A 13,641-nucleotide genomic window follows, 5' to 3' on the forward strand; every position below is an offset into this window, starting at 1 on the left:
GCTTATGAGAGACGAGAATGAGTAACGTGACTTCATCAGCCGGTAAAATTCAGGTCCGTAATCTGAACTTCTATTACGGTAAGTTTCACGCGCTGAAAAACATCAACCTGGATATCACCAAAAACCAGGTGACCGCGTTTATCGGCCCATCAGGCTGCGGTAAATCCACTTTGCTGCGCACCTTCAACAAAATGTACTCGCTCTATCCGGAGCAGCGTGCAGAAGGTGACATCCTGCTGGATGGCGATAACATTCTGGCTTCTAATCAGGATATCGCCCTGCTGCGCGCGCGCGTCGGCATGGTGTTCCAGAAGCCGACGCCGTTCCCGATGTCGATTTATGACAACATCGCCTTCGGCGTGCGTCTGTTTGAAAAGCTGTCGCGTGCCGATATGGATGAGCGCGTTCAGTGGGCGCTGACCAAAGCCGCGCTGTGGAATGAAACCAAAGACAAGCTGCATCAGAGCGGTTACAGTCTCTCCGGCGGTCAGCAGCAGCGTTTGTGCATCGCGCGCGGCATCGCCATTCGCCCGGAAGTGCTGTTGCTGGATGAGCCTTGTTCAGCGCTGGATCCGATCTCAACCGGTCGTATCGAAGAGCTGATCACCGAACTGAAGCAGGATTACACTGTGGTAATCGTGACCCACAACATGCAGCAGGCCGCGCGTTGTTCTGACCACACCGCTTTCATGTATCTGGGCGAGCTGATTGAGTTCAGCGATACCGATACCTTGTTCACTAAGCCCGCACAGAAGCAGACCGAAGATTACATCACCGGTCGTTACGGCTGATTCAGGAGACGCACATGGATAATTTAAATCTGAACAAACACATCTCCGGTCAGTTCAACGCGGAGCTGGAGCACATTCGCACGCAAGTGATGATCATGGGCGGCATGGTTGAGAAGCAGCTGATGGACGCTATCACCGCGATGCACAACCAGGATGGCGAGCTGGCGCGTCACGTGATCGACGGCGACCAGAAGGTCAACATGATGGAAGTGGAGATTGATGAAGCCTGCGTGCGCATCATCGCCAAACGCCAGCCCACCGCCAGCGATTTGCGTCTGGTAATGGCGATCATCAAGACCATTTCTGAACTGGAACGCATTGGCGATGTGGCGGAAAAAATCAGCCGCACCGCGCTGGAGAAGTTCAGCCAGCAGCATCTACCATTGCTGGTGAGTCTTGAAGCGCTCGGACATCACACCGTGCAGATGCTGCATGACGTGCTGGATGCGTTTGCGCGCATGGATCTCAACGAAGCCATCAAAATCTACCGTGAAGACAAGAAGGTGGATAAAGAGTACGAAGGCATCGTGCGTCAGCTGATGACCTACATGATGGAAGATCCGCGCACCATTCCAAGCGTGCTGACCGCGCTGTTCTGCGCGCGCGCCATCGAGCGTATCGGCGATCGCTGCCAGAACATCTGCGAAATTATCTTCTATTTCGTTAAAGGTCAGGATTTCCGTCATGTGGGCGGCGACAAGCTGGATGAACTGCTGTCGGGCGACGACGGCAGCAATAAACCCTCTTGATTGATGTGTCGGCGGCCCGTTGCCACTGTGGCTAACGGGCTGCCTGCTTAAATTCTGTCTGTTCTCGGCGATTCCCTCTCTTTATACTTGGCGCACTTTTTTCTGCCAGGTGCTGTTACATGTCCTCCCCAACTCCTAAAAAACAAGCCATTACACCGGCGAAAGCCATGGTGGCCGCGATCAGCGGCTACGCGATGGACGGATTCGATCTGCTGATTCTTGGTTTTATGCTGCCGGCGATCAGCGTCTCGCTGGCGCTCGATCCTTCTCAGGCCGGTTCGCTGGTGACCTGGACGCTGATCGGTGCGGTGATCGGCGGCATTGTGTTTGGTCATCTGAGCGATCGTTATGGCCGCATCCGCATTCTCACCGTCACCATTTTGGTGTTCTCGGTGTTCACTGGATTGTGCGCGGTGGCGCAAGGTTATTGGGATCTGCTGGCGTATCGCACGCTGGCGGGTGTGGGATTGGGCGGTGAGTTCGGCATCGGCATGGCGCTGATTGCCGAAGCCTGGCCGAAAGAGAAGCGCAACCGCGCCTCGGCGTGGGTGGGCATTGGCTGGCAGCTCGGTGTATTGTTGGCGGCCTTTATCACGCCGCCGCTGCTGAGCGTGATTGGCTGGCGTGGCATGTTCCTCGTCGGTTTGCTGCCAGCGCTGGTGTCGTTTGTGATTCGCCGCAGCATGGGCGAGCCGGAAGGCTTTACCCGTCACGTTGAGAAAACGCCGCAGCTCTCCTTTGGTGCACGCATTAAATTGCTGTTCGCCGATCGCGCCACCAGCAAAGCCAGCCTGGGGATTTTCATTCTCTGCTCGGTGCAGAACTTTGGTTACTACGGATTGATGATCTGGATGCCGAGCTATCTGTCATCCAACTTCGGTTTCAGCCTGACCAAATCTGGTTTGTGGACCGCCGTCACGGTGGTGGGCATGACGTTCGGCATCTGGCTGTTTGGCGTGCTGGCCGATCGTTTCGCGCGCTGGAAAATCTTCCTGCTGTATCAGTTCGGCGCAGTGGTGATGGTGGTGGTGTATGCGCAGCTGCGCGATCCGACGGTGATGCTGTTTACCGGCGCGCTGATGGGAATGTTTGTAAACGGCATGATTGGCGGCTACGGCGCGCTGATTTCCGACACCTTCCCACCGCAGGCACGCGCGACGGCGCAGAACGTGTTGTTTAATTTGGGACGTGGCGTAGGCGGATTTGGTCCATTGGTGATTGGCCTGCTGGCGACCAATATCTCTTTCACCGCCGCGATTACGCTGCTGGCGCTGATTTATCTGCTGGATATCGCCGCCACGCTGTTCCTGCTGCCGAAGAAGCAGAGCAACGAGGATTCGTTAGGCGCGATTGGTTAAGTTTGTGGTCGCCATGAATGGCGACCCTACACCTGAACGAATGTAGGGTCGGCATTTATGCCGACCTGGTTGATTACCGCACCTTACTTCAACAAATCCCAGCCACGCGCGCTCCACAGATCCGGCAACTGCGCCATATCATCAAAGCGCGTCACCAGCGGATGATCTAATTCAGGATTGTGCGCATCGGCGCAGTAGTAAAACACCGGAATCCCGGCCGCGATCCCCGCGCGCGCGCCAGCCTCGGAATCATCCACCAGAATGCACTTCTCAATCGGCACCTGCATCTGCTCGGCGGCGTGATACATCAGCTCAGGATCTGGCTTCCAGTGATTAATGTCATAACCGCTATACAGCTTGCCATCGAGATACGGCAGCATGCCGGTCAATCCCAGCGAATGCTGCATCTTCTTCACCGTGCCGTTTGAAACCACGCACATCGGCACGTTGACACTTTCCACCAGCGCTTTGGCACCGGCAATCGGCTTTAAATCGAGATCAAACAATCTAGCCACTTCGGCACGATAGGCGGTTTCCACCTCTTCAAGCGGCAATTCAACCTGATGTTCTGCCGCCACATCGCGGATGATGTCGTAGAGCTTCACCCCTTTATACTGCTCAAACATCTGCTGCAGAGAGCGTTCAATACCGTAGCGGGCAAAGGTGTTGACGTAAGCTTGCGTACAGATCACTTCGCTGTCGACCAGCGTGCCGTCGCAATCAAAAAAAATACATTCAACCGACATCGCACATCATCCTTTTGTTAAACAATAAGCTGACACTCTAGCGCACTGAGCGCAGAAAGCGACCCTGAGCAACCGGTTGCGAAAAATCAGTGTTTTGCCGCGCTAAACTCTATAGGATACGCGGCGATAAATTTTTTAGCGGAACAGTGGAATGACTAATCAGGGCCTTTTGCAGCGCATCTTCAAACTGCAGGAACACGGAACCACCGTGCGTACCGAAGTGATTGCCGGTTGCACGACTTTCCTGACGATGGTGTACATCGTTTTCGTTAACCCGCAAATTCTCGGTGTGGCGGGCATGGATACGCAGGCAGTGTTTGTTACTACCTGCTTGATTGCCGCGTTCGGCAGCATTCTGATGGGGCTGGTGGCGAATCTGCCAGTGGCGCTGGCACCGGCGATGGGCCTGAATGCCTTCTTCGCCTTTGTGGTGGTCGGTGCCATGGGTTATTCCTGGCAGATTGGTATGGGTGCGATTTTCTGGGGCGCGCTGGGTCTGCTGATCCTTACGCTGCTGCGCGTGCGTTACTGGATGATTGCCAACATTCCGCTCAGCCTGCGCGTGGGTATCACCGCCGGTATCGGCCTGTTTATCGCCATGATGGGGCTGAAAAACGCCGGTATCATCGTGCCAAACGCCGATACCATCGTTGCCGTTGGCAATCTGACCTCGCATAGCGTGCTGCTTGGGGCGCTCGGTTTCTTCATCATCGCGATTCTGGCTTCTCGCAATATCCATGCGGCGGTGCTGGTGTCGATTGTGGTGACGACCGCGCTGGGCCTGATCATTGGCGATGTGAAATTCAGCGGTGTGTTCGCGGCGCCGCCTGCGATCACTTCCGTTGTCGGCCAGGTCGATATCAAAGGCGCGTTCAACATCGGCATGGCCGGTGTGATCTTCTCCTTTATGCTGGTAAACCTGTTCGACTCATCCGGTACGCTGATTGGCGTAACCGATAAAGCCGGGCTGACCGACGAGAAAGGCACTTTCCCGCGCATGAAGCAGGCGCTGTACGTTGATAGCATCAGTTCGGTGACCGGTTCGCTGATTGGTACCTCATCGGTGACCGCCTACATTGAAAGCTCGTCCGGCGTGGCGATCGGCGGTCGCACCGGCCTGATGGCGGTGATTACCGGCATTCTGTTCCTGCTGGTGATGTTCCTGTCACCGCTGGCGGCGATGGTGCCTTCTTATGCGGCGGCGGGTGCGCTGATTTACGTTGGCGTATTGATGACGGCGTCGCTTTCACGCGTGCCGTGGGACGATCTCACCGAAGCGGTGCCAGCGTTTGTTACTGCGGCGATGATGCCTTTCAGCTTCTCGATCACCGAAGGTATCGCGCTGGGCTTTATTTCTTACTGCGTGATGAAGTTGGGAACCGGCCGCTGGCGTGAAATCAGCCCATGCGTGGTGGTAGTCGCGCTGCTGTTCGTGCTGAAAATTGTCTTTATCGACGCTCACTAAATAGAAGAGGCCGCTGATGCGGCCTTTTTTACGGATGTCCCATCTCATGCGGCGTGACCAAACTGGTCAGGCGCAGTGTACGCGGCCCGATGTTGGGTTTGCTCATCTCGACATCGCGCAGCGCTTGCCACTGCTGCGCGCCATCAATCTCCCACAAGTGTAAGCGTTCGGTGCCGGGCGACAGCGCGCACGACCACACCAACGTCGGCTCAGCATCACACACCGCCTGAATATCGGGGAACACAGTGGAACGTAGCCGACCGGCTGCAGGGTGCAAACGCAGTGAATCAATGCCGCTATCGGTTTCGCCGGTGAGCTTGAGAATGCTTTGGCGCAGCGTCCAGATTTGCGTCAGCGCTTCCATAAAATCCTGCTGCGCGTTGATCCAGGCTTTTTCGCCGGAGGAGAGATCCTGCGTCAGCATGTCCTGCGTTTGACGGCTGTGCGCGCGCACAATTTCCATATCCAATCCGGCGCGACCGCCTTCTTCGGCCAGCAGCACACCGATGGTGTTTCCGGCGTAGGAAATGCTGAAGTCGGGCAGGTTGGCATCGGCAAAGCAGGGGCGTCCGCTGCTGGAGGTCGTCAGCGCGGGGAGTTCGCGAATGCCGTAAACGCGTAACATCAGTTGCGCCAGCAGTTCGCGCGCGGCAAGAAAGCGTCCGCGACGCTTGTCAGCGAAGCGCTGAGCGCTGTTGATCACTTCCTGTGGCACCCGCATATTCCCGGAAGAAAAGGGCGGATTACCTATCCAACGTACAAAATGACTAGCCATCTGTCGCTCCGTGAAAATGGTCGAATAATCATCAGTGCTATTGTAAGAATTTTCTCATGGGTTTGCATCCGGCTTAAGATGGAATAGGCGATATTTCAGATAAGGACGAAGCCAGGCGGCAATCCCATTTGGCAACTTTGCATAGAACGCTTTTGCAGATTCGTGTCTCAACGGATGCCGAACGGCCTGATGTGGTGTAGGATTTGGACAGTAAAAAGGCACAGTGAAGTGCGCTAACCAATTCATTCATCTGCCAATCGTGCGCATCTTAGAAGCATGCACGTCGGAGTTTTCTATGTCAGTTACCGCTATTTCTCGCCAGGAATCGATCTCGCTTGATGAGTTTCGTCACGGCATGCGTCGCTTAACCGCGGGTGTTTCTCTGGTTACCACCGAATTTCAGGGCGAAAAGCTGGGGCTGATTGCGACGTCGGTCAGTTCGCTGGCGGCTGAGCCACCAAGTCTGCTGGTTTGCGTTAATCGCAGCGCGTCCAGCCATGATGCCTTTATCGCCGCCGGCCATTTTGCCGTTAACGTGCTGCGTGAACAGCATGACGACTTATGTGCCCAGTTCAGCCAATCCTCACGCCGCGACGAGCGCTTCCAAAGTGGTACGTGGCAGACATTAAATACCGGCGCGCCGATTTTAGCTGATGCGCTGGTGAGCTTTGATTGTCAGCTGGAGAAGGTGGTGGAGTGGAACACGCACAGCGTGCTGCTGGCGCGTATCGTCGGCATTGCTCTGCCAGGTGAAGCGGCAGAGCCGATGATCTACTTCAACAGCGGCTTCCATTCACTGGGATAACCGCTTAAAACCGGCGTCGTGGGCTCAGCCCGACGCCTTTTCTCAATCAGGCAAAGGTGCTGGCTTCATCAAAGCCGAGACGCGGCAGACGCGCGTGCAGTTTGCTGGCTTCGCCATAGCCCAGATTGATCAGTAAGTTCACCTGCCATTTGCTCTCGCTGAAGAACGCATCGTTCACTTTTGACGGATCGAAACCGGACATCGGGCCCGCATCCAGGCCCAGCGAACGCGCGGCCAGAATCAAATAACCTGCTTGCAAGCTGCTGTTACGGAACGCGGTTTCTTTCGCCAGATCCGGGCTGCTGGTAAACCAGCTGCGCGCATCACCGTGCGGGAACAGCTTCGGCAGCGCTTCGTAGAATTCAGGATCCCACGCCACGATCACCGTTACCGGCGCGGCCATGGTTTTATCGACGTTGCCCGATGAGAGCGCGGGTTTCAGCTTCTCTTTGCCTTCCTGCGAGGTCACAAATACAAAACGGCCTGGCGAGCAGTTAGCGGAGGTTGGGCCCAGCGCGGTCAGGTTATAGAGCTGTTTCAGCACGTCCTGCGAAACCGGTTTGTCCTGCCAATAGCTGTGGGTGCGGGCTTCATTGAACAGCGCGTTCAGCGCCACGCTGTCGAGCGTTGTACTCATGTTTCTCTCCTGTTCAGGCAGCAACTTGCGCCCAATATTTAGCATGAATAATGAATGTACCCAGCAGGACCTGTTCGCCGGGCAGTGATCGTTATACTGCAAAGGCGTTGGAGAGCCAAATAACAAAGACGCATGTATAGGGTTAGTCTTGTTCTGGTTTCAAGCGTGTTGCACGCATCTTAAGACCATCAAGAATGGTGGCCTGGATAGAGGGAGGAAAATCTTCCGGAAGCTGTTGGCACACGCGCTCAATAACATCATCCACGCTTTCGCTTAATTCACGCAGAACACGTTGCATGGCAGCAGGATCAAATCCGACTGCTTTGGCGGTCTCAATAAAATGGCGTGGGAAAATTTGCTCAACCGCATACTTTTTGCCTTTGCTTCCTTTTAGTCCCATTGCCAATTTTGCATCGCGAATATTTAACCCTTTGCCGCCAATCATGGGATAGACGGAGAGGATGTCGTAAAAAGGCGCCAGGCGAAAACGACCTTCGGCTTCAATAAAGATGGAGAAATTTTTAGCATGTCCATCTGTTGCGGCCAGCAGCCAGAATAATACTTGCGCCTTCATGAAGTCGTAGCGATCTTGCTCTACTGCGACTGAACTCAGCAGATAGTCCATTATTTGCGCGATACCGGGTCCGCCCTGGGTTTCATATTTAGCGGCCGCAGGTACATTCAATACCTGGCAAAAATCCTCTTGCGGTAACCGCATGATCCAGCTGCCATCTGCCGCATATTTACGATCGAATCTCTCTACCGCCAGCGCCTTAACGTCGCCTACACGAACAATGAAGCAATCGGGCACAGATAAGCCAAACTCTTTAGCAATTAATGTACAAAGCCACTCATTCTCCACGCTTCCCGTGAGATCAATGCTGTAAGAGTGGCTCTGAATTTTACCAATTGGCAGTTTGAGGATATGCGTTGTGGGGGTTGTACCTTGCGGCAGACACCATTTATCGTTGATGCGTAATAACGCGGTTTTTTCCTGCGCACCTGCCAGTGAAATTCTGAAGTCATCAATTTCTTCGATCATGCCGAGCGGTGCGCCAGCTTGATAGCCGGTTAGGATCTTCTCAAGTTCAGCATCATCGAGCGCTTTATAGTGTATTGATTGCACATCACGTGGAGGCGAGTCATGAGCCAGCAGCTGTAATGCTCCAACAGTATCTGCGCCAATTTTATACAATAAATCAAATTGTTGACTGGATTCAGCTTGGTGTCGAGTGAGAATTCTATTACGAATTTCGATATTGTCTGGCAGTAGGTTATCGAAGAAGTTGTAGACTTCACTGCCTGTATAGGGTGGATGGCGTAACGGCATTGAAAGAGAAATAGGGCGGCTTCCCGGTTGGTTTAACCACTCTTCTAAGTAGCAAAACTGATGGGCGCCCGTTGCGGCTCGCGCGAAAATACCCACCTTGTAGCCGTTCATATAGACATCCAATTCTGTCATCACCACTCCTCCTTCCAGCCGCTACTCTTTTGCTGGGTGTGATCGGAATTGCCGCGCGGTTTTATCTCCAGTTCTAAATTCAAGGCGGCGAGAATGCGAAAGAACGTATCGAGTTTTGTGGTGCCGGGTTGCAGTTCAAAATTAGAGACCGTGTCTTGCCGGATCCCCACTTTGTTGGCCACTTTTCCCTGGGAAAGGTGCTCAGACTGTCTTACGTCCTTGAGATATGCACTCAATTGTTTGGCATTGGTGATTTTCATTGTGGCACTCCTGCAATCAGCAAGGCACCACATTTACACGCTATAACCGGTATATCAACATTTACCTGTTTTAGCGTGTAAAAATGAATTCACACGCTTTAACCGATAAAACATCATTCATCCGCTATAGCGCGTAGAGAATCTCTAACCTGACGTGTTACTTACCAATACAGAAACTGGAGAAGATTCTGCCCAGCAGATCGTCGGAGGTGAATTCGCCGGTGATTTCGCTCAGCGCCTGCTGCGCTAACCGTAGCTCTTCTGCCAGTAATTCGCCGGCCCACGCGCCTAACAGTTGATGCTTGCCTTGCTGTAAATGCGTTGCGGCTAACTCCAGCGCTTGCAGATGGCGACGGCGGGCGAGGAATCCGCCTTCCATGTTGCCGGCAAATCCCATGCTCTGTTTCAGGTGATCGCGTAGCGCTTCCACACCTTCACCGGTGCGCGCCGAGAGACGAATCAGTGAGTGACCGTTCACTTCAGTGAGGCCCAGTACTTCGCCGGTCATATCCGCTTTGTTGCGCACCACGGTAATCGGCAGCGCTTCCGGCAGACGCGCAACAAAATCCGGCCAGATCGCGGCGGCTTCGGTCGCGTCAGTGGTGGTGCCATCAACCATAAACAGCACGCGGTCGGCCTGCTCGATCTCTTGCCACGCGCGCTCAATACCGATGCGCTCGACTTCGTCACTGGCTTCACGCAAACCGGCGGTATCGATGATGTGCAGCGGCATGCCGTCGATGTGGATATGCTCGCGCAGGACGTCGCGCGTGGTGCCAGCGATATCGGTGACGATCGCCGCTTCGCGCCCGGCTAAGGCATTCAGCAGGCTCGATTTACCGGCATTGGGACGACCGGCAATCACCACTTTCATCCCTTCGCGCAGCAGGCTGCCCTGACGCGCTTCGGCACGCACGCCATCAAGGTCGCCGATCACCACATTGAGCTGGGCTTCAATTTTGCCGTCGGAAAGGAAATCGATCTCTTCATCCGGGAAGTCGATAGCCGCTTCCACATAGATGCGCAGGTGAGTAAGTGCTTCCACAAGCGCGTTGATGCGCAGGGAAAAAGCGCCCTGCAAGGAGTTGACCGCCGAGCGGGCGGCTTGCTCTGAGCTGGCATCGATCAGGTCAGCAATCGCTTCGGCTTGGGCTAAATCGAGCTTGTCGTTGAGGAAGGCGCGTTCCGAGAATTCGCCTGGCTGGGCAATACGCAAGCCGGGCAGCGCCACGATGCGTTTCAGCAGCAGGTCGAGAATTACCGGGCCGCCGTGGCCTTGCAGCTCCAGCACATCTTCGCCGGTAAAGGAGTTCGGGCCAGGAAACCACAGCGCGATGCCCTGATCGAGCACGCTGCCATCGGCATCGGTAAAGGGCAGATAGTCGGCATAGCGCGGTTTTGGCAGCTTGCCGAGCACGGCTTGCGCCACCTCGGCGGCTTTGGCGCCGGAGATACGCAGAATGCCGACGCCGCCGCGGCCGGGAGGCGTCGCCTGGGCAACGATAGTGTCGCTGTGGCTCATGATTCACCTTTTCTCGAAACAAAAAAACAGGGCGACATAAATGCCGCCCCTTAATTATACGCTGCTGCTGGTTGCAGTCAGACGTTACGCTTTCTTCTTGTCGCGGCTATGCAGACCACGTTTTTCCAGGCCGCGATAAATCAGCTGCTGCTGGAGAATGGTTACAAGGTTGCTGACGATGTAGTACAGCACCAGACCTGATGGGAACCACAGGAAGAACACGGTAAAGATAACCGGCATGTAGGTCATGATCTTCTGCTGCATCGGATCGGTCACGGTGGTCGGTGACATCTTTTGAATGAAGAACATGGTGATACCCATGATGATCGGCAGAATGTAGTACGGGTCCTGCGCAGATAGGTCATGAATCCAAAGAATAAACGGCGCATGACGCAGTTCAACCGAGCCTGACAGCATGTAGTACAAGGCCAGGAAGATTGGCATCTGAATAACCAGTGGCAGACAGCCGCCCAGCGGGTTCACTTTCTCCGCCTTATACAGCGCCATCATTTCCTGGCTCTGCTTCTGCTTATCATCGCCCAGACGTTCACGCATCGCCTGAATCTTCGGCTGCAGCATACGCATCTTCGCCATCGAGGTGTACTGCGCTTTGGTCAGCGGGTACATGATGCCACGCACGATGAAGGTGATAACGATAATGGAGAAGCCCCAGTTACCGATGAAGCTGTGGATGAACTTCAGCAGCTTAAACAGCGGCTGAGAGATGAACCACAACCAGCCGTAATCCACGGTCAGATCCAGGTGCGGCGCGATGGCTGCCATCTGGTCCTGAATTTCCGGGCCGACCCACAGCGTTGCGCCAAGATCTTGCTGTGCGCCTGCGCCAACGGTAACCGGTGCAGATTTGTAGCCAATTGCCGCGATGCCATTGCCGAGGTTGCTGGTGTACAGCGTGTTGTTACCCTGCGTGCGTGGCACCCATGCGGTAGCAAAGTACTGCTGCAGCATCGCCACCCAACCATCGCTGGTGGTGGTGTTCAGGTTCTCGTTATCCGCGATGGTGTCGAATTTATATTTTTCGTATTTCGCATCGCTGGTTGAGTACGCTGCGCCACGGAAGGTGTGCAGAGCAAAGTTGTTGCTGCCGGTGTCGCGGTGCTTAGGCACGTCAATGGTCTGCTTCAGCTGACCAAACATCGACACTTCCAGCGGCTGCTGAGTGGTGTTGTTGATGTTGTAGTCAACGTTTACCGCATACTCACCGCGCTTGAAGACGAACGTCTTGGTGTAAACCACGCCGTTTTCACCGGTCCAGGTCAGCGGCACGCGCAGTTCGCTCTGGCCATCCGCCATGACGAAGCTATCTTGCGAAGTGGTATACAGCGGACGTGCGCCATTGTTCGGGTTATCCGGACCGTTACGGCCAGTTAAGCCGCTCTGCGCCTGATAAACGAAGGCAGGTGTGGTTTCAAGCAGCTGGAACGGTGCGTCTGAACCCAGTTTGTCCGGGTAAGTCAGCAGCTGAGCCTGCTCAATATCGCCACCACGCGTATTGATGTTGAGTGACAGGACATCTGTCTTAACGGTGATCGTTTTGCCCTGTCCGCTAGCCGGCACGCCGGAAGTGGCGGCATCACCCGCTGCGCTGCTTGTGTTTTGCGTGGTCTGGGTTTGCTGTGGCTGCGGAGCGTGGTCCGTCTGCCAGGCTTGCCAGATCATAAAAGACACGAACAGAAAAGCGATGAGAAAGAGATTGCGTTGCGAATCCATCGTTAATGTTCTCTGGTATCAAAGGTTTTTGGCGGCACAGGATCGTCACCACCCGGGTTCAAAGGGTGGCATTTTAATACGCGTTTTATCGTCAACCAACTGCCTTTTACAACGCCAAAGCGGCGTAAGGCCTCAATCCCATACTGCGAACAGGTGGGATGGAACCGGCAATGAGGTCCCAGCAGTGGGCTGATGGCGCGTTGATAAACGCGTATCAGGGCAATCAGGAGCCGCGAGCCAGGCGACAGTGACGACGCCATAGTTTCTCCAACGCTTCCGTCAGCGCACGGTTATCCAGGTCAGCAATCCCTTTTTTAGCCACGATCACAAAATCCATCGCAGGGAGCTCATGTTGACGCAGACGAAAGCTTTCGCGGGTCAATCGCTTGATCCGGTTGCGTTCATGGGCACGTTTTACATGTTTTTTTGCGACGGTGAGACCGATGCGGGGATGCCCCAGCGCGTTAAGTCGGCCGAGTATGGTGATTTGCGGCGTACCGGCTCGTTGTGGCTGCTGGAAGACGAAAGTGAAATGAGTGGGAGTTAACAAACGTAACTCCCTGGGAAATGCGAGCTTAACCACGAGGGTTAGCTTTATTACTTAGAAACGGTCAGACGAGAACGGCCTTTAGCACGACGACGTGCCAGAACCTGACGACCATTTTTTGTTGCCATACGAGCACGGAAACCGTGTGAACGGTTGCGCTTCAGTACGGACGGTTGAAAAGTGCGTTTCATGGCGATTTCTACCTAAACTTGAAAATTTTCACTGGGTGACGCGTTTTCGGGCCAGTAAATCGACCAACGCCTCAATGTGTCTTTAATAAAGAGGCGGGATTGTAATAATTGTACAGTCCAGAGTCAATTTACTTCGCTGGTCGCGGCACCTGGAAACCCAGATACAGCCCGCTGATTCCGGGCATCAAGGCTTCACGCAATAATGCCGGGTGGGGAATTATACGGGCTGTGGGTTAAAGCGCAAGGATCGCGCAGGATCTTCTTGCGATCAATTTGCAGATTTGTTGCGCAGAAACGAGAGCTCGCCAGAAAAATTACCGCTTTCAGCCACATTAACGCTGGCTTTTTTCGCAGAAAGCGTAAACTCATTATCGCATCAGCAGCCTGTGGATAAATTGGATCAAAACTGTGTAGAAAGGGAAGATCTCTGTGCGGCTTTACGTTATGATCCGCCCTTCCGCTGACGATCCTCACTGCGATCGCCGGGGAAGACTACCGCGAATAGCGGTCGCAGGCGCTTTCCAACCGTCTGTGTCTAAAAATTACGTTTCTATTTATTAGCGCCTAAAATTCTTATCGATTTTGTACGAGTGGAGTCCGCC

15 protein-coding genes are annotated in these 13,641 nt (G+C 54.4%); 5 read left to right on the top strand and 10 right to left on the bottom strand.

Going from position 1 to position 13,641, the window contains the following annotated elements; translation table 11 throughout:
• The first annotated feature begins 17 nt into the window (after window positions 1–17).
• The 3 genes from pstB to NR302_RS19615 all read left to right on the top strand — a co-directional run bounded on the left by pstB (window position 18) and on the right by NR302_RS19615 (window position 2,898).
• Window positions 18–791, top strand: coding sequence for a phosphate ABC transporter ATP-binding protein PstB (gene pstB, locus NR302_RS19605; RefSeq protein WP_007893584.1), 774 nt, complete (start codon window positions 18–20; stop codon window positions 789–791).
• A 14-nt stretch (window positions 792–805) separates the two neighbouring features.
• Complete coding sequence (phoU, locus tag NR302_RS19610) at window positions 806–1,540, top strand: phosphate signaling complex protein PhoU (protein WP_007893583.1); 735 nt, start codon at window positions 806–808, stop codon at window positions 1,538–1,540.
• A gap of 119 nt (window positions 1,541–1,659) precedes the next feature.
• Window positions 1,660–2,898: an MFS transporter gene (locus NR302_RS19615; RefSeq protein WP_154195007.1), complete on the top strand. Its 1,239-nt coding sequence runs from the start codon at window positions 1,660–1,662 to the stop codon at window positions 2,896–2,898.
• Window positions 2,899–2,981: 83 nt separating this feature from the next.
• Here the strand turns inward: NR302_RS19615 and yieH are convergent, their stop codons facing one another.
• Window positions 2,982–3,644, bottom strand: a complete 663-nt coding sequence (gene yieH, locus NR302_RS19620; protein WP_258144230.1) for a 6-phosphogluconate phosphatase — start codon at window positions 3,642–3,644, stop codon at window positions 2,982–2,984.
• Window positions 3,645–3,795: 151 nt separating this feature from the next.
• Here yieH and NR302_RS19625 point away from each other — a divergent pair, with 151 nt between their 5' ends.
• Window positions 3,796–5,109: an NCS2 family permease gene (locus tag NR302_RS19625; protein ID WP_258144231.1), complete on the top strand. Its 1,314-nt coding sequence runs from the start codon at window positions 3,796–3,798 to the stop codon at window positions 5,107–5,109.
• A gap of 28 nt (window positions 5,110–5,137) precedes the next feature.
• Here the strand turns inward: NR302_RS19625 and NR302_RS19630 are convergent, their stop codons facing one another.
• On the bottom strand, window positions 5,138–5,884 hold the full coding sequence (locus NR302_RS19630; RefSeq protein WP_008105307.1) for a 4'-phosphopantetheinyl transferase superfamily protein: 747 nt from the start codon (window positions 5,882–5,884) through the stop codon (window positions 5,138–5,140).
• A gap of 295 nt (window positions 5,885–6,179) precedes the next feature.
• Between NR302_RS19630 and NR302_RS19635 the strand changes: the two genes are divergently transcribed.
• A complete protein-coding gene (locus NR302_RS19635) occupies window positions 6,180–6,689 on the top strand; it encodes a flavin reductase family protein (RefSeq protein WP_061719984.1) in 510 nt (169 codons plus the stop codon).
• Between the two features lie 46 nt (window positions 6,690–6,735).
• On the opposite strand, the gene NR302_RS19640 is transcribed toward NR302_RS19635, so the two are convergent.
• The 8 genes from NR302_RS19640 to rpmH form a co-directional block, all read right to left on the bottom strand.
• Complete coding sequence (locus NR302_RS19640; protein ID WP_154156954.1) at window positions 6,736–7,326, bottom strand: malonic semialdehyde reductase; 591 nt, start codon at window positions 7,324–7,326, stop codon at window positions 6,736–6,738.
• A gap of 142 nt (window positions 7,327–7,468) precedes the next feature.
• Complete coding sequence (locus NR302_RS19645) at window positions 7,469–8,788, bottom strand: type II toxin-antitoxin system HipA family toxin (RefSeq protein ID WP_258144232.1); 1,320 nt, start codon at window positions 8,786–8,788, stop codon at window positions 7,469–7,471.
• Complete coding sequence (locus tag NR302_RS19650) at window positions 8,788–9,048, bottom strand: helix-turn-helix domain-containing protein (protein ID WP_061719987.1); 261 nt, start codon at window positions 9,046–9,048, stop codon at window positions 8,788–8,790. The genes NR302_RS19645 and NR302_RS19650 overlap by 1 nt, the downstream gene beginning before the upstream one ends.
• 157 nt (window positions 9,049–9,205) lie before the next feature.
• A complete protein-coding gene (mnmE, locus tag NR302_RS19655; protein ID WP_008105304.1) occupies window positions 9,206–10,570 on the bottom strand; it encodes a tRNA uridine-5-carboxymethylaminomethyl(34) synthesis GTPase MnmE in 1,365 nt (454 codons plus the stop codon).
• 84 nt (window positions 10,571–10,654) lie between these two features.
• Window positions 10,655–12,301 (bottom strand): membrane protein insertase YidC, encoded by a 1,647-nt coding sequence (gene yidC, locus NR302_RS19660; RefSeq protein WP_258144233.1) that lies wholly within the window; start codon window positions 12,299–12,301, stop codon window positions 10,655–10,657.
• Window positions 12,302–12,303: 2 nt separating this feature from the next.
• Complete coding sequence (yidD, locus tag NR302_RS19665) at window positions 12,304–12,561, bottom strand: membrane protein insertion efficiency factor YidD (RefSeq protein WP_007893564.1); 258 nt, start codon at window positions 12,559–12,561, stop codon at window positions 12,304–12,306.
• The gene (rnpA, locus tag NR302_RS19670; protein ID WP_036648555.1) at window positions 12,525–12,884 is read right to left on the bottom strand and encodes a ribonuclease P protein component; all 360 of its coding nucleotides are present in this window, start codon (window positions 12,882–12,884) and stop codon (window positions 12,525–12,527) included. The genes yidD and rnpA overlap by 37 nt, the downstream gene beginning before the upstream one ends.
• A 14-nt stretch (window positions 12,885–12,898) precedes the next feature.
• A complete protein-coding gene (gene rpmH / locus NR302_RS19675; protein WP_003849659.1) occupies window positions 12,899–13,039 on the bottom strand; it encodes a 50S ribosomal protein L34 in 141 nt (46 codons plus the stop codon).
• Window positions 13,040–13,641 lie beyond the last annotated feature (602 nt).

This window comes from Pantoea sp. SOD02 (assembly GCF_024707505.1).
Classification (GTDB): Bacteria; Pseudomonadota; Gammaproteobacteria; order Enterobacterales; family Enterobacteriaceae; genus Pantoea; species Pantoea symbiotica.